At 71.4% G+C, this 21153-nt stretch carries 24 protein-coding genes; 16 read left to right on the plus strand and 8 right to left on the minus strand.

Annotation, left to right across the window (positions count from 1 at the left end; translation table 11 throughout):
• Positions 1-2: 2 nt before the first annotated feature.
• The 4 genes from ACH4TL_RS43995 to ACH4TL_RS44010 all read left to right on the plus strand — a co-directional run bounded on the left by ACH4TL_RS43995 (position 3) and on the right by ACH4TL_RS44010 (position 4456).
• Positions 3-1436 (plus strand): aldehyde dehydrogenase family protein, encoded by a 1434-nt coding sequence (locus tag ACH4TL_RS43995; RefSeq protein ID WP_398330940.1) that lies wholly within the window; start codon positions 3-5, stop codon positions 1434-1436.
• A complete protein-coding gene (locus tag ACH4TL_RS44000; protein ID WP_398330937.1) occupies positions 1429-2289 on the plus strand; it encodes an aldehyde dehydrogenase family protein in 861 nt (286 codons plus the stop codon). The genes ACH4TL_RS43995 and ACH4TL_RS44000 overlap by 8 nt, the downstream gene beginning before the upstream one ends.
• A 147-nt stretch (positions 2290-2436) precedes the next feature.
• Positions 2437-3660 carry a GNAT family N-acetyltransferase gene (locus tag ACH4TL_RS44005; RefSeq protein ID WP_398330934.1) on the plus strand — a complete coding sequence of 408 codons (1224 nt, stop codon included), beginning with the start codon at positions 2437-2439 and terminating at the stop codon, positions 3658-3660.
• Positions 3661-3823: 163 nt separating this feature from the next.
• A complete protein-coding gene (locus ACH4TL_RS44010) occupies positions 3824-4456 on the plus strand; it encodes a uridine kinase (protein ID WP_398330931.1) in 633 nt (210 codons plus the stop codon).
• Between the two features lie 64 nt (positions 4457-4520).
• On the opposite strand, the gene ACH4TL_RS44015 is transcribed toward ACH4TL_RS44010, so the two are convergent.
• On the minus strand, positions 4521-5162 hold the full coding sequence (locus ACH4TL_RS44015) for a TetR/AcrR family transcriptional regulator (protein WP_398330928.1): 642 nt from the start codon (positions 5160-5162) through the stop codon (positions 4521-4523).
• 132 nt (positions 5163-5294) lie between these two features.
• Here ACH4TL_RS44015 and ACH4TL_RS44020 point away from each other — a divergent pair, with 132 nt between their 5' ends.
• Together ACH4TL_RS44020 and ACH4TL_RS44025 are read left to right on the plus strand one after the other, a co-directional pair.
• Positions 5295-5951, plus strand: coding sequence for a CatB-related O-acetyltransferase (locus ACH4TL_RS44020; RefSeq protein WP_398330926.1), 657 nt, complete (start codon positions 5295-5297; stop codon positions 5949-5951).
• A 50-nt stretch (positions 5952-6001) separates the two neighbouring features.
• Positions 6002-6667, plus strand: a complete 666-nt coding sequence (locus tag ACH4TL_RS44025; RefSeq protein WP_398330923.1) for a DUF5701 family protein — start codon at positions 6002-6004, stop codon at positions 6665-6667.
• 21 nt (positions 6668-6688) lie between these two features.
• Here ACH4TL_RS44025 and ACH4TL_RS44030 read toward each other — a convergent pair whose 3' ends face one another.
• Entirely contained in the window at positions 6689-7063 is a 375-nt protein-coding gene (locus ACH4TL_RS44030) for a nuclear transport factor 2 family protein (protein WP_398330920.1), read from the minus strand.
• A gap of 134 nt (positions 7064-7197) precedes the next feature.
• On the opposite strand from ACH4TL_RS44030, the gene ACH4TL_RS44035 reads away from it, so the two are divergent.
• Entirely contained in the window at positions 7198-8175 is a 978-nt protein-coding gene (locus tag ACH4TL_RS44035) for a helix-turn-helix transcriptional regulator (protein WP_398330917.1), read from the plus strand.
• Here the strand turns inward: ACH4TL_RS44035 and ACH4TL_RS44040 are convergent.
• A complete protein-coding gene (locus ACH4TL_RS44040; protein WP_398330914.1) occupies positions 8164-9213 on the minus strand; it encodes an Lrp/AsnC family transcriptional regulator in 1050 nt (349 codons plus the stop codon). The genes ACH4TL_RS44035 and ACH4TL_RS44040 overlap by 12 nt on opposite strands.
• A 105-nt stretch (positions 9214-9318) precedes the next feature.
• On the opposite strand from ACH4TL_RS44040, the gene ACH4TL_RS44045 reads away from it, so the two are divergent.
• Positions 9319-10050 carry an SDR family NAD(P)-dependent oxidoreductase gene (locus ACH4TL_RS44045; protein WP_398330911.1) on the plus strand — a complete coding sequence of 244 codons (732 nt, stop codon included), beginning with the start codon at positions 9319-9321 and terminating at the stop codon, positions 10048-10050.
• A gap of 18 nt (positions 10051-10068) precedes the next feature.
• Here the strand turns inward: ACH4TL_RS44045 and ACH4TL_RS44050 are convergent, their stop codons facing one another.
• Both ACH4TL_RS44050 and ACH4TL_RS44055 read right to left on the minus strand, forming a co-directional pair.
• Complete coding sequence (locus tag ACH4TL_RS44050) at positions 10069-10383, minus strand: SCO4225 family membrane protein (protein WP_398330907.1); 315 nt, start codon at positions 10381-10383, stop codon at positions 10069-10071.
• 211 nt (positions 10384-10594) lie between these two features.
• Positions 10595-11386 (minus strand): SigE family RNA polymerase sigma factor, encoded by a 792-nt coding sequence (locus ACH4TL_RS44055; protein ID WP_398330904.1) that lies wholly within the window; start codon positions 11384-11386, stop codon positions 10595-10597.
• Positions 11387-11584: 198 nt separating this feature from the next.
• Here ACH4TL_RS44055 and afsQ1 point away from each other — a divergent pair, with 198 nt between their 5' ends.
• From afsQ1 to ACH4TL_RS44080, 5 genes are all read left to right on the plus strand, one after another.
• Positions 11585-12262, plus strand: coding sequence for a two-component system response regulator AfsQ1 (afsQ1, locus tag ACH4TL_RS44060; protein ID WP_009717259.1), 678 nt, complete (start codon positions 11585-11587; stop codon positions 12260-12262).
• A 136-nt stretch (positions 12263-12398) separates the two neighbouring features.
• Positions 12399-13901, plus strand: a complete 1503-nt coding sequence (locus tag ACH4TL_RS44065) for an ATP-binding protein (protein WP_398330987.1) — start codon at positions 12399-12401, stop codon at positions 13899-13901.
• A complete protein-coding gene (locus tag ACH4TL_RS44070) occupies positions 13898-14515 on the plus strand; it encodes a hypothetical protein (protein ID WP_398330901.1) in 618 nt (205 codons plus the stop codon). The genes ACH4TL_RS44065 and ACH4TL_RS44070 overlap by 4 nt, the downstream gene beginning before the upstream one ends.
• Positions 14516-14682: 167 nt before the next feature.
• The gene (locus tag ACH4TL_RS44075; RefSeq protein ID WP_398330898.1) at positions 14683-15249 is read left to right on the plus strand and encodes a VanZ family protein; all 567 of its coding nucleotides are present in this window, start codon (positions 14683-14685) and stop codon (positions 15247-15249) included.
• Between the two features lie 77 nt (positions 15250-15326).
• Positions 15327-15530 carry a PspC domain-containing protein gene (locus tag ACH4TL_RS44080; protein ID WP_398330895.1) on the plus strand — a complete coding sequence of 68 codons (204 nt, stop codon included), beginning with the start codon at positions 15327-15329 and terminating at the stop codon, positions 15528-15530.
• A 90-nt stretch (positions 15531-15620) separates the two neighbouring features.
• Here ACH4TL_RS44080 and ACH4TL_RS44085 read toward each other — a convergent pair whose 3' ends face one another.
• Both ACH4TL_RS44085 and ACH4TL_RS44090 read right to left on the minus strand, forming a co-directional pair.
• Positions 15621-15935 (minus strand): ATP-binding protein, encoded by a 315-nt coding sequence (locus ACH4TL_RS44085; protein ID WP_398330892.1) that lies wholly within the window; start codon positions 15933-15935, stop codon positions 15621-15623.
• Between the two features lie 138 nt (positions 15936-16073).
• Entirely contained in the window at positions 16074-17240 is a 1167-nt protein-coding gene (locus tag ACH4TL_RS44090) for an adenosine deaminase (protein WP_398330889.1), read from the minus strand.
• Between the two features lie 103 nt (positions 17241-17343).
• Between ACH4TL_RS44090 and ACH4TL_RS44095 the strand changes: the two genes are divergently transcribed.
• Positions 17344-18111 (plus strand): alpha/beta hydrolase, encoded by a 768-nt coding sequence (locus ACH4TL_RS44095; protein ID WP_398330886.1) that lies wholly within the window; start codon positions 17344-17346, stop codon positions 18109-18111.
• 48 nt (positions 18112-18159) lie between these two features.
• On the opposite strand, the gene ACH4TL_RS44100 is transcribed toward ACH4TL_RS44095, so the two are convergent.
• Positions 18160-19326 (minus strand): hypothetical protein, encoded by a 1167-nt coding sequence (locus tag ACH4TL_RS44100; protein WP_398330883.1) that lies wholly within the window; start codon positions 19324-19326, stop codon positions 18160-18162.
• A 217-nt stretch (positions 19327-19543) separates the two neighbouring features.
• Between ACH4TL_RS44100 and ACH4TL_RS44105 the strand changes: the two genes are divergently transcribed.
• Together ACH4TL_RS44105 and ACH4TL_RS44110 are read left to right on the plus strand one after the other, a co-directional pair.
• Positions 19544-20884: a S8 family peptidase gene (locus ACH4TL_RS44105; protein WP_398330880.1), complete on the plus strand. Its 1341-nt coding sequence runs from the start codon at positions 19544-19546 to the stop codon at positions 20882-20884.
• A 14-nt stretch (positions 20885-20898) separates the two neighbouring features.
• Positions 20899-21141: a hypothetical protein gene (locus tag ACH4TL_RS44110; RefSeq protein ID WP_398330877.1), complete on the plus strand. Its 243-nt coding sequence runs from the start codon at positions 20899-20901 to the stop codon at positions 21139-21141.
• The last annotated feature ends 12 nt before the right edge of the window (positions 21142-21153 follow it).

The raw sequence follows: 21153 nt of genomic DNA on the forward strand, positions 1-21153 counted from the left end.
CCATGCCAGTTTTCGAGTACGCGCCCGCGCCCGAGTCCCGCGCGGTCGTCGACATCGCCCCGTCGTACGGGCTGTTCATCGACGGGGAGTTCCGCGAGGCGGGGGACGGCAAGGTCTTCAAGACCCTCTCCCCCTCCTCCGAGGAGGTCCTGTCGGAGGTCGCCCAGGCCAGCGCCGAGGACGTGGACCGCGCGGTCAAGGCCGCCCGTAAGGCGTTCGAGACCTGGTCGGCCCTGCCCGGCGCCGAGCGCGCCAAGTACCTCTTCCGGATCGCGCGGATCATCCAGGAGCGCTCCCGCGAGCTGGCCGTCCTGGAGTCGCTGGACAACGGGAAGCCGATCCGCGAGTCGCGGGACGCCGATCTGCCGCTGGTCGCGGCGCACTTCTTCTACTACGCGGGCTGGGCCGACAAGCTCGCGTACGCGGGCTACGGCGCCGATCCGAAGCCGCTGGGCGTGGCGGGCCAGGTCATCCCGTGGAACTTCCCCCTCCTGATGCTGGCGTGGAAGATCGCCCCGGCGCTGGCCTGCGGCAACACGGTGGTGTTGAAGCCCGCCGAGACGACGCCCCTGAGCGCCCTCTTCTTCGCCGACATCTGCCGCCAGGCGGGCCTGTCCAAGGGCGTGGTCAACATCGTCACCGGCGACGGCTCGACCGGCGCCGAGCTGGTCGCCCACCCCGGGATCGACAAGGTGGCCTTCACGGGGTCGACCGAGGTCGGCAAGGCGATCGCCCGCACGGTGGCCGGTACGAAGAAGAAGGTCACCCTGGAGCTGGGCGGCAAGGCCGCGAACATCGTCTTCGACGACGCGCCGATCGACCAGGCCGTCGAGGGCATCATCGGCGGCATCTTCTTCAACCAGGGCCACGTCTGCTGCGCGGGCTCCCGGCTGCTGGTCCAGGAGTCCGTCCAGGACGAGCTGCTGGACGCGCTCAAGCGCCGCATGCGCACGCTGCGCGTCGGCGACCCGCTGGACAAGAACACCGACATCGGCGCGATCAACTCCGCCGAGCAGCTGGCCCGTATCCGCACGCTGGCCGACGCGGGCGAGGCCGAGGGCGCCGAGCGCTGGGCCCCGGAGTGCGAACTGCCCAGCTCCGGCTACTGGTTCGCGCCCACCCTCTTCACCGGCGTCACCCAGGCCCACCGGATCGCGCGCGAGGAGATCTTCGGCCCGGTCCTGTCCGTCCTGACCTTCCGCACCCCCGACGAGGCCGTGGCCAAGGCGAACAACACCCCGTACGGCCTGTCGGCGGGCATCTGGACGGAGAAGGGCTCGCGCATCCTGGAGATGGCGGGCAAGCTGCGCGCCGGGGTGATCTGGTCCAACACGTTCAACAAGTTCGACCCCGCCTCGCCGTTCGGCGGCTACAAGGAGTCGGGCTACGGCCGCGAGGGCGGCCGCCACGGCCTGGAGGCGTACCTCGATGTCTGACCGACTCTCCGTACTCAAGACCTACAAGCTCTTCATCGGCGGGAAGTTCCCACGCTCCGAAAGCGGCCGGGTGTACGTGGTGACCGACGCAAAGGGCCATTGGCTGGCCAACGCCCCCCTGGCCTCCCGCAAGGACGCCCGCGACGCGGTGACCGCCGCGCGCAAGGCCTTCGGCGGCTGGTCCGGGGCCACCGCCTACAACCGCGGCCAGATCCTGTACCGCGTCGCCGAGATGCTGGAGGGCCGCCGCGACCAGTTCGTGGCCGAGGTGGCCGCGGCCGAGGGCCTGTCCAAGGCCAAGGCCACCTCGTCGGTCGACGCCGCGATCGACCGCTGGGTCTGGTACGCGGGCTGGTCCGACAAGATCGCCCAGATCGCGGGCTCCGCCAACCCCGTCGCCGGGCCGTACTTCAACCTCTCCACCCCCGAGCCGACGGGCGTCGTCGCGCTCCTGGCCCCCCAGGACTCCTCGTTCCTCGGCCTGATCTCGGTCGTCGCCCCCGCGATCGTCACCGGCAACACGGCCGTCGTCGTGGCCGCCGAGCGCGCCCCCCTGCCCGCCCTCTCCCTGGCCGAGGTCCTGGCCACCTCCGACCTTCCGGGCGGCGTGGTCAACATCCTCTCCGGCCGCACCGCCGAACTGGCCACCCCGCTCGCCGCCCACCAGGACGTCAACGCGATCGACCTGACCGGCGCGGGCCCTGAGCTGGCGACCGACCTGGAGAGGTCCGCCGCCGACAACCTCAAGCGCGTGGTCCGTCCACACCCTGTGGACTGGCCCGCCGACCCCGGCACGACCCGCCTCCTCCCCTTCCTGGAGACGAAGACGGTCTGGCACCCCATGGGCGTCTGACGCGCACACCGCCCCCGCGCACGCGCGGGGGCGGTGACCGGCCGCGGGCTGGGCCGTAATTCGTTTGACCCGGCCACGGGTCAACGCTGCATGGTGGCCGGACACCACCAGTCGTGGTGCCGGTATCCCGAGGAGGCAGCGGCAGCGATGGAGATACGTCCCACGACTGACGAGGATCTCGATGTCTTCGTCGACACACTCCATGCCGCGTTCGGGATCTTCCCGGAAACCCCCACCGAGGGCGGCGGGGTCTGGTGGTCGGCGCTCGAAATGGACCGCAACCTGCTCGCCCTGACGGCGGACGGGCGGCCCGTCGGCACCGCCGGTGCGTACTCCTTCGAACTCACCCTGCCCGGTGAGCTCCTCGTCCCCGCCGCCGGAGTGACCACTGTCGGCGTCGTGCCCTCACACCGGCGCCAGGGCGTGCTCAGCGCGATGATGCGCCATCAGCTCACCGAGCTGCGGGCCCGAGGCGAGTTCCTTTCCGTGCTGCTGGCTTCCGAGGCCCTGATCTACCGCAGGTTCGGCTACGGACCGGCGACCTACACGCAGCGGCTGACCGTGCCGCGCCGCCAGGGCGCCCTCGCCGTCCCGCGGGCGCGCGGAACGGTCAACGCACCGGCGACCGGCCCGGACAACGTCGAGGTGCTGCGTCGTGCCGAGTGCGGCACGATCCTTGAAGAGGTCTACGACCGGTATCGCCGCGCCCAGCCCGGCGCGCTGTCCCGGCCGCACCGCTGGTGGGCCTTGCGCGCGGGGCAGCCCCCGATCTCTCCGGCGCCGCGTTACGTCGCCGTCCACCGGGACGCCGACGGCGTGCCGGACGGGTACGCCAGCTACTCGGTCGACGCCGGCACCTTGACGGTCGACGAGACCATCGCCGGTGACGACGCCGTCTACACGGCCCTGGCCCGGTTCGCGCTCGGCCACGACCTGGTCTCCCAGGTCGTGTTCAAGCACGTCCCGCCCCAGCACCCGCTGCGCTGGCAGTTCGCGGACTTCCGCGCCGGAGAGGTGAGCGGCGACACCGACTGGCTCTGGGTGCGGCTGCTGGACGTCCCGCGTGCGCTGACCGCGCGTGGCTGGTTCATGGACGGCGAGCTCGTCCTCGCCGTCGAGGATCCATTCCTCGGCGAGCACAACCGCTACCTGCTGACAGTCCGGGAGGGCAAGGCCGACTGCGTCCCGACGGACCGGGAGCCCGACCTGTCCCTGGACGTGAGCGACCTGGGCTCGGTCTACCTCGGCGGCACCGCACCGAGCACGCTCGTGCGTGCCGGACACATCCGAGCCCACCGCCAGGGAGCGGCCCCCCTCGCTGACGCCCTTTTCCGCAGCGACTTCCCCCCGCACTGCCTGCACTGGTTCTGACCCGCGCGCTCGGCGAACCCGCACGCGAGACCACAGCGTGCCGCGCAGTCCCAACGAGAGCTACCTCTCGGTAACTTGTGGTGTATGGCATAGAACACGCAAGAGGGATTCCAGCGGCCTTCCCGTTCATGCGGGGGCGGGGAATGGTTCACACTGGTGTTCCGTGACCCTTCATCCCGCCTCCGCGCGCGTCGTCCTGCTCACCGGCCCCTCCGGTTCGGGAAAGTCGTCCCTCGCGGCCCGCACCGGGCTGCCCGTGCTGAACCTCGACGACTTCTACAAGGAGGGGGACGATCCGACGCTCCCGCAGCTCGCCGGGAGCGAAGGGACCGACTGGGACTCGCCGTTGTCATGGGACGCGGACGCGGCGGTGGAGGCGGTCGGGGCGCTGTGCCGCACGGGGCGGACGACCGTGCCGGTGTACGACATCGCCTCCAGCTCACGGGTGGGCGAGGAGCCGCTGGACATCGGGCGGGCGGCGCTGTTCATGGCGGAGGGGATCTTCGCGGCGGACATCATCGACCGGTGCCGGGAGTTGGGGCTGCTGGCGGACGCGATCTGCCTGCGGGGTCGGCCTTCGACGACGTTCCGGCGGCGGCTGCTGCGCGATCTGCGGGAGGGGCGCAAGTCGGCGCCGTATCTGGTGCGGCGGGGCTGGCGGCTGATGCGGTCGGAACGCGGCATCGTGGCACGGCAGACGGCGCTGGGCGCGCACGCGTGCGACCGGGACGCGGCGCTGGACCGGATAGCGGCGGCGGCCACGGCGGGCCGCCGGCCCGAGGGCGTGCGGACCTAGGGTTCCACCGCCCGCGCCTGGCCCGCCGCGCCATCGACGAGGCCGGGTCGCGGGTATTTGATCATCAGGCCCGGCGCACGGCGTAGTCGCCGAGCGCGGGCTCCAGTGCGCCGAAAGCCGTGCCCGCGTAGTCGGTGATGGTGCGTGCGATCTCGTCGTTGGCGTGCCCGTCGAGGGTCAGGCGCAGCGTCTCCTCGAACAACAGCCGGTGGATGCCGCCGAGTTGGGCCGCCGCCACCCGGGGCATGATGTCGCCCCGCTCGGCACCGGTCTCCTCGGCGAGCACGCGGGCCATGGCCTTCTCGCGGTCGTCGTGGAACTCCCGCAGCCGGGTCACGAGCGCGGTGCTGCCGGTGATCATCCGGGCGAACTCCGGGCCGGAGAAGCCGATGACCGGATCGCACTCGGCCACCGCTGACAGGTAGGCGCGGCGCAGCGCGGCCAGCGCCGATTCGCCCGGCTCGCGCTCCCGGATGGTCGCGGCGGGCATCTCGATGAAGACGTCCTGGAGGTCGAGCGCGAGGTCCTCCTTGCGCGGGAAGTAGTTGGTGACCGTCATCTTGGCCACCTGCGCGGCCGCGGCCACATCGGCGATCGTCACGCTGTCGAAGCCCCGCTCCAGGAACAGCCCAGTGGCCTGGTGCGAGATGTTCTCCCTGGTCTGGCGCTTCTTCAGGGCCCTGAGGCCCGTCGTCTGTGGGCTCATGGAAGCAGCATATCTAGGTTCGACCTAAAAATCTTCTTGACACAATTCTGGGTCGGACCTAAATTTATACCCGTCTCACCGTCCGCGAGCGATCAGCGCCTGTCGTCCGGGCTCCGCCGAGAGGACTCCTGCGTGACACCTGACCCGATGACCGTCCATCCGCTGCCCGCCCACGAGCGGGTCGTCTTCCTCAAACCGCTGATCAGCGACCCGAAGATCGTGGTGGGCGAGTACAGCTACTACGACGACCCCGAGGGCGCGACCGCGTTCGCGGATCGCAACGTGCTGTACGCGTACGGCCCGGAGCGGCTGATCATCGGCAAGTACTGTGCGATCGCCTCGGGCACCCGGTTCCTGATGGCGGGCGCGGATCACCCGACGATGGGCGTGTCCACCTTCCCGTTCACCATGTTCGGCGGCGAGTGGACCGAACGAACCCTCGACATCGTCACCGGCATGCCGAGCCGGGGCGACACGGTCGTCGGCAACGACGTCTGGTTCGGCTACCAGTGCACCGTCATGCCCGGTGTGCGGATCGGCGACGGCGCCGTCATCGCGGCCGGGGCCATGGTCACCGCCGACGTCCCGCCGTACACGGTCGTCGGCGGGAATCCGGCGAGGGCCATCCGACGGCGCTTCGACGACGCCGACATCGACCGGCTGTCGCGGGCCGCCTGGTGGGACTGGCCCGTCGACCTGGTCACCGAGCAGGCCCGCACCATCATGGCCGGCACCCCCGCCGACATCGCGCGCATCGCCGCCGAGCACGGTCTGGAGAAGTCCCTCTGACGCCCGGCTCCGCCCCCGCAGAAGTGACCTCGACCCCGCGAAAGGACTCCATGACGCAGCAGACGGCATTCGACGCAGGCACGGAATTCGACCGGCAGGTCCGCACCTTGATCGACCAGGACTACCCGGCGATCGCCGGTCTCGACCCGGCACCGTTCGAAGCCGGTTTCGCCCCGCTGCGCGACATCGCCGTACGCGGCGCGGGACGCACGCCCTTTGAGCCGGAGACCGGCCGGGTGCCCTTCCTGCTCGTGGTCACCCGCCAGGTCGCACCGATCGAGCAGACCATGCCGCGCACCAGCCTCCACGGCAAACACAAGCCCGGATTCGTCGACCACTCCTTCGAACCAGGTGCCCTCGAACAGTTCGTCGCCACCCCGAGCACCGCCCTGCCCGACCAACGCGCCTATCTGCTCCTCGACATCGAGCGCGGGGAAGAGTTCTGCGGTGCCGTGCCCGATGACGCCATGGGCGTCATCGCGGACCGAGGGCGAACCACGCTCACCATCGAGGAAGGGATCGCGCTGATCACCCAGTTCCCCCAGCTCCTCGTCAAGAACAAGTGCTTCTCCCTGGGCGGCTCACGCGCCGGTGACCGCCGGGTCCCCGCACTGTGGATCAGCCAGAACGCCCCCAAGCTCGGCTGGTGCTGGGAAGGCAATCCCCACACCTGGCTGGGCATGGCCTCCGCCGGTTCCCGCCCCGCCACCACCTAGCCGGGCCGGGGGCCGGGTGCGTCAGTTCTGGAGGTCGCCGCGGGCGCGGAGGGCCGGGGCGAGGTCGAAGACGGTGATCGAGCGGGTGATCTTGCCGTCCTCGACGGTGAGGTAGTCGATGGCGCGGAAGTCCTTCGCGAAGGGCGTGTCGGTGGTGTAGACGGCCGCCGCGTGGGTGTCGTCGCCCAGGATGTCGATCACCGCGCCGCCGAGGAGGGCGCTCGCGAAGGGCTCCAGGAACTGGCGGTAGCTGTCCCGGCCCTCGAAGCGGCCGGTCGGGGCCTCGCACACGATGTCGTCAGCGATGAAGCCCATCGCCGTCTCGACGTCGCGGCCGAGCCAGGCCCGCACGAACTCGTCGGCGATCTTCTGGGCGGATCCGGTGAGAGCAGTCATGGGGGTGCACCTTTCCTGAAGGGGCGCTCGCCTGCGCGGAGCGTCCGGGCCGCACCTTGTCGGCGGCCCGATGACTGCATCCTCGGGGCCATATATGACACCTTTGGTCATGTACCCGGGAGACTTTTGGAGCCATGAAATCCGACCGGCTGCTGTCGATCATGCTGCTGCTCCAGACCCGCGGACAGCTGCCCGCCTCCGAGCTGGCGGACCGTCTGGAGGTCTCGGTGCGCACGATCATGCGGGACGTGGAGGCCCTGTCCGCGGCGGGTGTGCCCGTCTACACCGTCCGCGGCCCGCAGGGCGGGATCGCCCTGCTGCCCGGGTTCCGTACCGACGTCACGGGGCTGACCGCGGATGAGGCCCGCGCGCTGTTCGTGCTGCTCTCCGGCCGGGCTCACGCCGACCTCGGCCTCGGCCCGGCGCTGGGGTCGGCGCTGCGCAAGGTCATGGCGGCGCTGCCCGCCCCGTACCGCCCCGACGCCGACCTGGCCAGCCGCCGCGTCCTCATCGACCCCGTCCGCTGGCGCGGCACCCCGGGGCCCGAGCATCCCGCCACCGGTCTCGCCGTCTTCCAGCAGGCCGTGTTCGCCGACCGGCGTCTACGGCTGCGGTACCGGCACGGCCGGGACCACCGGGAGCGCGGCTACACCCTCGATCCGTACGGCCTCGTCAACAAGGCCGGTGTCTGGTACGTCGTCGCCGACCACGACGGCGAACCGAAGCTGTTCCGCGTCGACCGGGCCGTGTCCGCCGCCGTTCTCGACCAGCCTGTCCGGCGCCGCGGCGGCCTGGAGCTGGCCGAGGTGTGGGACGCCCTGCGCCGCCGTATCGACGAGGTCCCCGCGCCGTACGCCGTCACCGTCAGGGTCCGCGACGAGATCCTCGCGAAGTTCCTGCGCATCCACGAACCCGACCGCGCGGGCGCCCCGGTGGAGCCGGAGCGCGAGCCGGGGTGGACGAGGGTCGAGCTGCGCTTCCGCGCGCTCCGGGCCGCCGAGGCGCTGCTCGCCTTCGGCCCCGACGCGGAGGTCCTGGCCCCCGACGACCTCCGCCGGGCGCTGGCCCGCAGGGCCGCGGCGACCGCCGCGCTCTACGCCTCACCTTCGTGAGCGGAGGCGCGGCTCCACGAGGCGGCCGCCGGACAGGAGCGTGCCGATCTGCTTGACCTGGTGGTGCAAGGGGGAGACCTCCATGCTCTGGAGGCCGGGCAGGGATCCGATGCGGTCCGTGGTGAATTCGAAGAGTTCGTCGAGGTCCCGGCAGTGCGCGACGGCGTGGATGTTGTGGGGCCCTGAGACGGCGGCGGCGAAGGCGATCCCGGGTTCCCGTGCAAGGGCTCGTCCGACGCTCTTGACCGCCGACGGATGTACGTGGAGCCACAGGTTCGCCTGGGCGTGGTAGCCCAGGGCCGCCGCGGCGATCTCGACGTCGATGTGGACGACGCGACGCCGGAGCAGGGCGTCGAGGCGGCGTGCCGCGCGCCCGGGCGTGAGGTCCGCGGCCGCGGCGAGATCGACGAGGCTGGCGCGGCCGTCCGCCGCGAGCCGGTCGAGCAGCTTCTCGTCCCCGGCGGTGAGGTGCACGGGGTCGCGGGCGACCACCGGGGATTCCGTGAAAGGGGAGCCTTCGCTTCCGAGGATGGACTCCTGCTGGGGAGTCAGCGTGCCGTGCAGGGCGGCCCAGTAGTGGCCGCGGCCCCCGACGAACTGACGGAGCATCGCGGACGCGTTGATGTCGATCACCGACGCGGTGCGGGGCAGCCGCTGGCCGAGGAGGTCTTCGCGCTGTTCCCGGGTGCGCGACCGGACCGCGCAGGTGATTTCGGAGCCCGCGGCGGTGAGGGCCACCCAGCTGACGTCGTCGCGCTTCGCGAGGGCGTCGGCGATCGCCGTGACGCTGCCGGGACGGCAGCGCAGCCGCACCAGCCACTTGCTCTCTCCCAGCGCCCCGGGGTCGACCACCCCGGCGACACGGATGACGCCATCGGCGCGCAGCCGACGGTAGCGGCGGCTGACAACGCCTTCGGTGAGGCCGAGCGCGGCCCCGATCGAGGCGAACGAGGCCCGCGGGGCGACCTGGAGTGCGCGCATGAGACGCACATCGTCGGGCTGCACAGCGGCGGATTCCGCCATGAAGGGTCCTGTCACGTGGGCGATCGTACAAATCCGCGCTCCGGACGCGCCTTGGAGGCGGCGCGGCGGAAAGACTCGACGCGCATCAGCCCACACTGCGAAGAAGGGAGATGACACGGAGTGTCATCGAAGGACGCGGACAGCCGCACACCGACCGCTCTCGTCGTCGGGGCGTCGCGCGGTCTCGGTCACGCCATGGCGGCCGAACTCCTCGGCCGGGGATGGAACGTCATCGGGACCGTCCGGAACACCACCGCCCGAACGCCCTTGCACGCTCTCGCGGACCGTTCCGACGGGCGCGTCCGCGTCGAGCACCTCGACATCAACGAGCCCGCGCAGCTGGCACCCCTGCGCGAACGCCTCGCACCACGCGAACTCGACGTGCTGTTCGTCAACGCGGGGACCACCAACAACGAACAGACGCCGATCGGAGCGGTGCCCACCGCCGATTTCGTCGAGGTGATGGTCACCAACGCGCTCAGCCCTATGCGCGTCATCGAAACGCTGGAAGACCTCGTGTCCCCGACCGGACTCATCGGGGCGATGTCCTCCGGCCAAGGCAGCATCACCAACAACAACACGACCGGAATGCGCGAGGTCTACCGGGGCAGCAAAGCGGCCCTGAACATGTTCCTGCGCGGCTTCGCCGCCCGGCAGGCCCAGCGGGAGCCCGGGACGCAGCGCGCGTTCGTCCTCATGGCACCCGGCTGGATCCGCACGGACCTGGGCGGGCCGGACGCGCCGTTCACCATCGAGGAGACCGTGCCGCGGGTGGTGGACGTGCTGCTGTCGCGGCTGGGGAAGCCCGGCCTCGCGTACCTGGACCGGTGGGGTGAGACCGTGCCGTGGTGATCCCCGCCGGGCCCGGCGCTAGGCGCTGCGCGCCGTGCGGGCCAGGAGGGTGATCGCGGTGGCGTTGAGCACGGCCGCGGCCGTGACCAGGCCGAAGTAGGAGCCCTCGGTACCCTCCGGGAGGAGGACGAAGAGCAGGCTGGCCGGGGCCGTGAAGAGGGCGGGCACGACCGCCGCCAGGGAGGCGTCGTCGTACGGGAAGAAGCTCGCGTCCGCCCAGGCCCAGACCAGCAGGGCGAGGACCACGGCGAGGTAGCCGCGGGAGAGCCGGTCGCCCGCGACCACATCGAGGACGCGTCGTAGGACGTGACTTGTCTTCCTGCGGATCAGCATGTGGATCAGCCTGTCGAAACAGGCGATACGGGAGCATGAGTATCCGTACTCAAACCGCGCCGTACGACCGCGCATGCGAACGGGCCCGGACAGACCCCCCGGCCGTCCGGACCCGCTCTTCCCCGTTGGGATCCCCCGATCCCGTTTCCCCGTGTTCCCCGTGTTTCCCCGTTCCCCCTATTTTTCCCGTTTCCCCCGTTTTCCCCTGCCCTCAGGCGACGAGTTCGCCGAAGGACTCTTCCTCGTCACGGCCGAAGCTGAGGCTGTCGTCCTCGCGCATGCGGCGCAGTGAGCGCCAGATGCTGCTCTTGACCGTTCCGACACTTATGTTGAGTATGTCCGCGATCTCCGGGTCCGTCCGGCCCTCGTAGTAGCGCAGGACCAGCATCGTGCGCTGGAGTTCGGGGAGCCGGGCCAGGGCCTGCCAGAGGACGGCGCGCAGTTCGGTGCCGCGCATCGCGTCCTGGTCGCCGGGCGTCTCCGGCAGCTCCTCCGTCGGGTACTCGTTGAGCTTGCGCCGCCGCCAGGCGCTGATGTGCAGGTTGGTCATGGTGCGGCGCAGATAGCCGCCGACCGCGGCCTTGTCGCTGATCCGGTCCCAGGCCCGGTACGTCGAGAACAGCGCGCTCTGGAGCAGGTCCTCGGCCTCGAACCGGTCGCCGGTCAGGTGGTAGGCGGTTGCGTACAGGGAGGCGCGGCGCTCCTGGACGTACGCGGTGAATTCCGCTTCCGCCCCGCTCTGCGCGCGCCGCTCCCCCTTTGCCTCCCTGTACGAGCTGCCCCCGTGGTCCCCCCCGGGACCCCCGTGCTCCCCGCTCCCCCCGAGGCCCTCCCCGGCCCCCGGGTTCGCGTCAATGGCCACCATGTACGGCGGCCGCTGACGCCCGGTGCCGCGAGCGCACCCCCGCCCGCTCACGGCACCGGACTTCTCTCCGCTCCGACCGGCGTCGTGGAGACGCGTGCGAATGACTGCGCTGTTGTGGGTGAAGTGCAGTGTGCTCATGTCGCGCCCCCCGTCGGTGGAGCCTGCTCGGTCGTCTGCTGACTGCCCCGGCCGCTCGTTCCGGCCGGTGCACAGAAGACTTTGCCGAACCAGTTTCATGGCGCTGTCTGCCGACTGTCACAGGCTCGTCACAGCGGATCAAGCTCGTGGAACCCCGACGGTCGAACTACAGGCCCCTTGTAGGCCAGAATGACCAACGTGCCTTTCCTGTTGCTGATCGAGGACGACGACGCCATCCGCACGGCCCTCGAACTCTCCCTGTCCCGCCAGGGCCACCGTGTGGCGACCGCGGCGACGGGGGAGGACGGTCTGAAGCTGCTGCGCGAGCAGCGGCCTGACCTGATCGTGCTGGATGTGATGCTGCCCGGGATCGACGGCTTCGAGGTGTGCCGCCGGATCCGCCGCACCGACCAGTTGCCGATCATTCTGCTGACCGCCCGCAACGACGACATCGACGTGGTCGTGGGGCTGGAGTCCGGCGCGGACGACTATGTGGTGAAGCCCGTGCAGGGGCGGGTGCTGGACGCCCGGATCCGCGCGGTGCTGCGGCGCGGCGAGCGGGAGGCGAACGACGCGGCGTCCTTCGGCAGCCTGGTGATCGACCGGGCGGCCATGACGGTGACCAAGAACGGCGAGGATCTTCAGCTCACCCCCACCGAGCTGCGGCTTCTGCTGGAGCTGAGCCGGCGGCCCGGGCAGGCGCTGTCGCGGCAGCAGCTGCTGCGGCTGGTGTGGGAACACGACTATCTGGGTGACTCCCGGCTGGTGGACGCGTGCGTCCAGCGGCTGCGCGCCAAGGTGGAGGACGTGCCGTCGTCGCCGACGCTGATCCGCACCGTACGTGGGGTCGGGTACCGGTTGGACGCTCCGGCGTGAGGGTTGTGGTCGGTCGCGCCGGTGCGCGCGGGTGGGGCGGAGAGTCGCGGAATTGAGCGGTGTGAACGAGGAGCCCGGGCGGGCTCGGGGCTGGGCGGCGGGGATTCTGCGGTGGCTCAGCCTGCGGCTGCGGCTGATGCTGGTCTTCGGTCTGGTGGCGCTGGCGGCCGCGGTGTCCGCGTCGGCGATCGCGTACTGGCTGAACCGGGACGCGGTGCTGACCCGCACCCAGGACGCGGCGCTGGACGAGTTCCGCAAGGCGCTGAAGGACGACACCGATCCGCTGCCGGCCACACCGACGTGTCCCGAATTGCAGGACGCGGCGGACCGCATGGCGGACAACACGCAGAAGTACGAGGTCCTGCTGGTCACCCGGACCCGGGGCAGCGGCTCCTGCCCGGCGGCCTCCGCGCCGGATCTGTTCACCCTGAAGGCCGTGCCGGGCGTGCTGCGGCGCGCGGTGGACGAGCGGCGGGCCGCCGAGGGGTCGAAGGCCGCCCCGTACCACCTCTACTGGCAGCGGATCACGCTGGACGGCACCCCGTACCTGGTGGGCGGGGCGAAGGTGAACGGGGGCGGGCCGACCGGCTACATGCTCAAGTCCCTGGAGACCGAGCGCCAGGATCTGAACTCGCTCGCCTGGTCGCTGGGCATCGCCACCGCGCTGGCGCTGGTCGGCTCCGCGCTGCTCGCGCAGGCGGCCGCGGCCACCGTGCTGCGGCCGGTGCAGCGGCTGGGCGAGGCGGCGAACCGGCTGGGCGAGGGGCATCTCGACACCCGGCTCCAGGTCTCGGGCTCGGACGAGCTGGCCAACCTTTCGCACACCTTCAACCGGGCCGCGGAGCGGCTCCAGAAGCGAGTGGACGAGCTGAGCGCGCGGGAGGCGTCCAGCCGACGCTTCGTCGCGGACATGTCGCATGAGCTGCGGACCCCGCTCACCGCGATCACGGCCGTCACCGAGGTCCTGGAGGAGGAGGCCGACTCCCTCGACCCGATGATCGCCCCGGCGGTGCAGCTGGTGGTCAGCGAGACCCGGCGGCTGAACGACCTGGTGGAGAACCTGATGGAGGTGACCCGCTTCGACGCGGGCACGGCCCGGCTGGTGCTCGACGACGTCGACGTCGCGGACCAGGTGACGGCGTGCATCGACGCGCGCGCCTGGCTGGACGCGGTCGAGCTGGACGCCGCGCGCGGGATCGTCGCCCGGCTGGACCCACGGCGGCTGGACGTCATCCTGGCGAACCTGATCGGGAACGCGCTCAAACACGGCGGTTCCCCCGTGCGGGTGTCGATCCTGCCCGAGGGCGAGGATCTGCTGATCAAGGTGCGGGACCACGGTCCGGGCATTCCGGAGGAGGTGCTGCCGCATGTCTTCGACCGCTTCTACAAGGCCAGCGCCTCCCGCCCCCGCTCGGAGGGCAGCGGTCTCGGGCTGTCGATCGCGATGGAGAACGCACATATCCACGGCGGCGACATCAGCGCCGCGAACTCGCCGGAGGGCGGTGCCGTCTTCACGCTGCGGCTGCCCATGGACGCCTCGCGCCTCGCCTCGATCGAGGACCGGAAGAGCGAGAAGGGCCAGCAGGGCGAGGACAGGAAGGGCGACGAGGGCCGTACGAACGAAGGGGGCGCGTCATGAGCCCGCGAGCGACCCGGCGGCCGGCCGCCCTCCTGCTGACCGTCGCGGCCGCGCTGCTGGCGGCCGGATGCGGCATACGCGGCACCTCGGTGCCGGTGGACGCCGGGGCCGCGCCCTCGCGCGCGTCGTGCGAGGCGCCGGAGGCGGGGCGGGCCACCGAGGGGGCGGGCCGGGTTCCCGTACGGGTCTATCTGCTGTGCACCTCGCGCATCCTGTCGGTGAACCGGAACGCGCAGCTGTCGGATAAGAAGGCGCCGGTCGAGCGGGTGGAGGTGGCCCGGGCGCTGCTGGAGCAGCTGCGGCAGCCGCCCACGGCGGCCGAGTCCTCGGCCGGGTTCTCCACCGCGGTGGAGGACTGGATCTCGGTCTCCGGTCCGTCGCAGGGCGACCCGGACGAGGCGCTGCGCCTGAGCCGCCCGCCGGAGGAGCTGCCGTCGTACGCGCTGGCGCAGATCATCTGCACGTTCGCGGGCTCGGCGGCGGCGGACGGGGACCACAAGGTGATGCTCGGCGGCCCGGAGAGCGACCGGGACCCGCTGAAGCGGTACGCGTGCACCGAGGAGATCCGGAGCCGCCCGGAGCTGGCGGCGGACTCCGGGGTGCTGGTGTCCTGACCGGCGCCCGCGGAGCCTGGCCCACGGACTGACCGATTCCCCGTCGTTCGCCGCCGGTTCCCGGCCCGTTTCCCGTGGCGATTCGGTTACCGACCCGTCGGTATCCCGTTACTGACCAGCGGCGTGCGCGCGGAACCGGGACCCGGGCCGGTCGCGTCCTGAGATACGTGCAGGGTCGTTTCGGCCGTCGGGCCGCCTTCCGCTACCGCGCCGCGGGTCTCCTTCTCCTCGTCGCCCACCTTGCGTTCGTCTGCTGGCTGACCCTGCGCCCGCTGACCGTGCCGTGGGTGACGGCCGAGACCCTGGAACCGCTGGGCGCCATCCGCGCCGATCTGGCGCTCACCCCGTGGGCCGCGGCCCGTTCGATCGGCGGCGGGCTGCTGCTGCTCGCGCCGCTTGGGGTGCTGCTGCCGCTGGCCGCGGGCCGGGTGGACGCGTACCCGTTCGCCTCGTTCGTCCGGACGACCTTCACCGGCGCGATGGCGGCCATGGCGATCGCCCTGCTGCGCAGCGAGGTGACCGGCCAGATCGTGAGCGTGGACGCGCTGCTGCTGAACACCGTCGGGGTCGCGCTCGCGCATCTGCTGGTGGTGCCCGCCGTACGGGCCCTGGTACGCCGCCGGGCCGACCGGGCCCGGGGCGCGGCCCTCCCCCGGGAGGAGAGCCCCCGGCCGATGACCCCGACGATGACCAGGGTCGGCCTCGCACCGTGGAGCGACGCCTCCTCCGGCTGACGGACCTAGCGTGGAGGTATCAGCTCGGGCAACACGATCCGAGACGGTACGAACCGATACGTTGAGGAGCCGCCATCATGGCTGCCGCACTGGTACGCCCCCGCCACCAGAAGATGATCGCCGGTGTCTGCGCCGGTCTGGCCCGCCGCTTCGGGACGACCCCGACCACGATGCGGGTGATCTTCCTGGTCTCCTGCCTGCTGCCGGGCCCGCAGTTCCTGCTCTACATCGCGCTGTGGATCCTCCTTCCGGCGGAGGACTCCTACCGCGAAGCCTGGTGACGCCGGGCCGGTGACGCCGCGCGGGGCGGTGACGGCGCCGGGCCGCACACCCGGGGGCGGGTGTGCGGCCCGGGTGCGCCGGACGGAGGATCAGCCCAGGCGCATGAGGTTGTTGGTGGGCAGGTTCTTGAGCCCACCGAGCCCACCGAGCCCGCCGAGCAGGCCCTGGCCGTCGGACTGGCCGGGCCGCTTGGCGTCGGGACGGGCGGCGGTCTTGCCGGGGGCCTGGCCGCCGGGGAGCGCCCCTTGCGGGCCGGAGACGCCGACGCCCGGGGTGCCGAAGCTCGCGGCACCGGAGCCGTTCGGGCCCGGGGCTGCGGCAGCGGACGCGACGCCGGCTCCGGCCACGAGGGTGGCGGCGCCGAGAGCCATCACGCCGAGGGTCTTGAGGGTTCCCTGCTTCATCAGAAATCTGTCCTTGCAGACGGGGGGCTTGACCGATACCGAAACGTAGCCCCGGCTTTCGGACGCCCGCAAACAGGGAAAAGCGGTGGCCGAGGGGCCGCCGAACCCTTTCCCCGGCCTTTTCTTCCGTCCGTACGATCAGCTGCCCTCGACCATGGATCCCCTGGTCACAGCGGTGGTCGAGCCCACCTGCCGGAACAGCCATTCGGACTTTAATTCAGCATACCCAGGCTTGATCACGTCATTGATCATCGCCAGACGTTCACCGAAAGGAATGAAGGCCGACTTCATCGCATTAACGGTGAACCACTGCATGTCGTCCAGCGTGTACCGGAACGTCGAGACCAGGTGCTGGAATTCGGCGCTCATGCTCGTACCACTCATCAAGCGATTATCGGTATTGACCGTGGCCCGGAAATGCAGACGGCGCAGCAGCCCGATGGGGTGGTCGGCGTACGAGGTGGCCGCGCCCGTCTGGAGGTTGGATGTCGGGCACAGCTCCAGCGGGATGCGCTTGTCCCGGACGTAACTGGCGAGGCGGCCCAGCGTGATGGAGCCGTCGTCGGCGACCTCGATGTCGTCGATGATGCGCACCCCGTGGCCCAGCCGGTCGGCGCCGCACCACTGGAGCGCCTGCCAGATGGAGGGCAGCCCGAACGCCTCACCCGCGTGGATCGTGAAGTGGTTGTTCTCCCGCTTCAGGTACTCGAAGGCGTCCAGGTGGCGGGTGGGCGGGAAGCCCGCCTCGGCGCCCGCGATGTCGAAGCCGACGACGCCGAGGTCGCGGTAGCGGTTGGCGAGTTCGGCGATCTCCAGGGCGCGGGCCGCGTGGCGCATCGCGGTGAGGAGGGCGCCGACGCGGATGCGGTGACCGTTCTCGTGGGCCCGCCGCTCGCCCTCGCGGAAGCCCTCGTTCACCGCCTCGACGACCTGCTCCAGGGTGAGCCCCTGGGTGAGGTGCTGCTCGGGGGCGTAGCGGATCTCGGCGTAGACGACGCCGTCCTCGGCCAGGTCCTCGACGCATTCGGCGGCGACCCGGACCAGGGCGTCCTTCGTCTGCATGACGGCGCAGGTGTGGGCGAACGTCTCCAGGTAGCGCTCCAGCGAGCCGGAGTCGGCGGCCTCGCGGAACCAGAGGCCGAGCTTGTCGGCCTCGTGCTCCGGCAGTGCCTCGTATCCGGTCTCCCGGGCGAGGTCGATGACCGTGCCGGGGCGCAGCCCACCGTCGAGGTGGTCGTGCAGCAGCACCTTGGGGGCACGGCGGATCTGTTCGGGGGTGGGCTGGTGGGTGTGCTCGCTCGTCATCTGCGCACCATAGCCCCTACGCGCGTAGACCGTCGCGGATAGATACGGAACAGTGACCCGCACGGGTAGTGGACTCCACTCCGCGTTCTGCGATCGTTTTGCCATGGCTCAGCAAGCGTTGCCCGAACGGGGCGCCCGGCTGGGGCGGCCGATGGGCGCGGCCGCCTCGCGGAGGACCGTGCACGGTGTGGTGTTGCTGCTTCCGGGCGGTGACCCGGAAGGCGGCACCAGGAAACCCACCCGGATGTCCGCCGCGGCCGTGCTGCCGCTGGCCCGCCGACTGGTCCGGGCGGGCCAGGAGGAGGGGCTGGCCGCCCATGTCGTCCACTACCGCCACCGCGGCTGGAACGGGCCCGACGCGGCCGCGGCCGCCGACGCCGAATGGGCCACCCAGGAGGTCGTACGGCGCTACGGCGACGTCCCCGTGTGCCTCGCGGGCCACGGCATGGGCGCCCGCGCCGCGCTGCGCGCCGCCGGGCATCCCGCCGTCGCCTCGGTGGTGGCGCTGGCGCCCTGGCTGCCGGAGGAGGCGGACGCGCTGGAGCCCGAACCGGTCAAGCACCTGGTGGGGCGGCAGGTGCTGATCGCCCACGGGACGAACGACGAGCGCGTCGACCCCGAGCTGTCGTACCGGCTCGCCGAGCGGGCCAAGAAGGTCAACCGCGATGTGTGCCGCTTCGAGGTGCACACCGACGGCCACGGGCTGCACCAGCACCGCTCCGAGGTGCAGGCGCTGGCCATCGACTTCCTCCTCGGCTCCCTCTTCGCCACCGGCTACTCCCGCCCGGTGGCCGACGCGCTGGCCGCGCCGCCCCCGCTGGGCCTGCGCATGCCGCTGGCCGCGGGGTTCGGCTCCACGCTGCGGCGCTGAAACGCCTCGGCCACCCCTCGCGAGGGGTGGCCGAGGATCAGTCGCCGGTCAGTGGAGCAGGTTCAGGGTGTTGGAGGCGTCGTCGACGAAGTACACCGAGCGGCCGTTCGGTGCGACCGCCAGTCCGAACAGCGCGCCGGCGCCCGGCGGGGTGCCGGTGGAGTCCAGCTGACGGATGGCCACCTGGCGGCCGGCCGGGGTGGTCTCGACGATGTTCCCGTCACCGCCGTTGACGGTGAGGATGTTGTTGTTCGGCGCGATGGCGAGCCCGAGCGGGCCGTTGAGCGCGCCGCCGGAGCTGACGGTGCGGCCGGTGCCCGCGCTGTTCTCGCGCTTGAGGGCGTCCGGGATGGCCGCGATGCGGCTGTTGACGGTGTCGGCCACGTAGAGGGTGCCGTCGTGGCCGAGGCCGACGCCGGTGGGACCGACGACGAGGGCGTCCGGGTCGGTCCGCTGGGCGAAGCCGGAGCCGATCTTCGTGGTCTTCTCGCGGGTCGGCGGCTGGTTGCCGTGCAGCTTGAGGGCGATGCGGAGCACGGTGCCCCGGTTGACCACATTGCCGCCGCCCGCGACCGTGCCGTTGAGCACGTTGGTGACGAACAGGTCGGCGCGGTTGCCGTGGCTGACCGCGGTCATGTCCCAGGGGCCGTTGATGCCGTGTCCGGTGAACGTCTCGCGGACGGTTCCGCGGCTGTCCAGCACCAGCAGACATCCGGCCTCGGCGTTGGCGGCGTTCCCGTCGCCGGTGGGCAGGCTGCCGACCACGACCCAGCCGCCGGGCAGGATGGACAGCGCGGTGGTGAGGCCGATGCCGCCGGTGCAGGGGCTCGGGAGCCGGCTCGGGTTGATCCGGGCGAACTGGCTGACGCCGCCGTTCGGCTTCACCTGGACGATGGTGGTGCCGGTGCCCTGCTCGTTGGCGGCGTCGTTGAAGTTGCTGACCAGCACGTTGTCCTTGTGCAGAGCGCCGATGCTCTGCGGGACGACGGCCGTGCCGTACGGGTTGAGGTCCCCGTTGGCGGGGACGGTGGACGCGATCGTGGTGACCGTGTGCAGCGGGCCGAGGAAGGTCCCGTGGTGGGCGGCGGCCGCCGAGGTGCCGCCCAGGCCGACGGCCAGCGCGGCGACCGCCGAGACGACTGAACGGCGCCGGGGCAGCCGGGGGCGTCGCGACCGCGTCTCGGTCGACGCGACGGACACAGAGTGAGAATTCATGACGTAAAGCTAAACTCTTGAGTCCGTTATGTTCCGTTTTGACTCTTTTTTGTCACTGTGACGTACGAATGGCAGGGCTGATCGGCTGAGTTGCGGGCCTCGGTGGGCGGGGTGACGGTGGATGAGTGGGGGCGTCGCCCCACCCTCCGCGCGCAGCGGCGCACGTCCCCTCCCTCGGGGGAGACAGCGCACGCAAGCTCAAGAAGCGGAGAATCCCATGACGAACGGACCCATGGGCAGGCCGCCCAATGGCGAACATCCCGAGCGGGCCGATGTGCCGCTGATGCCGCACGCCACCGAGTACACCGGCCGCTATGTGGTGCTGCTCGACCAGCGGGAGACGGAGGCCGGACTGAACGCGCTGCGCTCGTCCGCGGGGATCGCGTCCGTCGAACGCGTCCGTGGCACCGAGGCCACCGGCGCCGCCGAACTGCTCCAACGTCCCGATGTGTCGGTGCTGTTCGACGACCTCGGCGCGGCCGTCGTCGAAGTGTCACCCGAGCAGCGGCACACGCTGGTGACCACGGCGCAGGCGGAGCCCACGATCATCGCGGCCGAACCGGAGCGGATGGTGTACGCCTCCGTGATCACCGAACCGCAGCGGACCCTGACCGGGTTCTTCCCGACGTACCGCAGCGACGAGGACGAGGTCGACCGCCACACCAGGGCCGAACTCGCCTCCTCGCTGGGCCCGGCCTGGGACGAGGAGAGCGTCACCTGGGGCCTCCAGGCGATCCGGGCGAACTTCTCCCTCCTGACCGGGCGCGGGGTGAAGGTGGCCGTGCTGGACACCGGGGTGGCCACCCAACACCCGGACCTGGCGGGATGCCTGGAGGAGACGGCGTCCTTCGTGCCCGGCGCGAGCGTGGAGGACGGCAATGGCCACGGCACCCACTGCATCGGCACCGTCGCCGGTCCCGCGAAGCCCGAACACGCGCCCCGTTACGGAGTGGCGGGCGAAGCGCGGATCCTGGCCGGCAAGGTGCTGAACGACCGCGGCAGCGGCACCGACGGGCAGATCCTGGCGGGCATCGCCTGGGCCGTCGCGCACGGCGCCCGGGTGATCTCCATGTCGCTGGGGGCGCCGGTCGCCCCCGGGGAGCTGTTCCCGCAGACGTACGAGAACGTGTTCCGGCGCGCGCTCCACCGCCGACCGGGCACGATCACCATCGCCGCGGCGGGCAACGAGAGCCGGCGGCCGGGGTTCGTGGCCCCCGTCGACCGGCCCGCCAACTGCCCCTCCGCCCTGGCGGTGGCCGCACTCGGCAAGGAGCTGGCGACGGCGTTCTTCTCGTGCGGCGCCATCAACGGCGAGGGCGGCGAGGTGAACATCGCGGCGCCCGGCTTCGATGTGTTCTCGGCCGCGCCGGACGGCTCGTACCAGACGCTGAGCGGCACCAGCATGGCCACCCCGCACGCCGCCGGGGTGCTCGCGCTGCTCGCCCAGGCACATCCGGAGTCCTCGACGGCCGACCTGCGGGCCCGGCTGCTCTCCGGGGCGTACCCGCTGCCGGCTCCCGCCACGGACATCGGCGCCGGTCTGCTCCAGGCGCCGTGACGGGACCCGGCCCCGTGAACGAGGCGTCAGGACCGGTCGGGGTGATCGTGTCGGTCGACCCCGACCGGTTCGCGGAGGTGGTGCGGGCCGCCCGCGAAGCCGGTCTCACGGTCACCCGTGAACAGCCGATGCTCGGCTTCCTGACCGGCACCATCGCCGAGGAGCGGATCCCGCTGCTGGAGGCGGTCGACGGGGTGGAGGCCGTCGACCGGGAGCGCATCATGGGGATTCCGCCGCCGGACTCCCCGCTCCAGTAGGCCGCGGGGCGG

Source organism: Streptomyces sp. NPDC021115, assembly GCF_044333065.1.
Classification (GTDB): Bacteria; Actinomycetota; Actinomycetes; order Streptomycetales; family Streptomycetaceae; genus Streptomyces.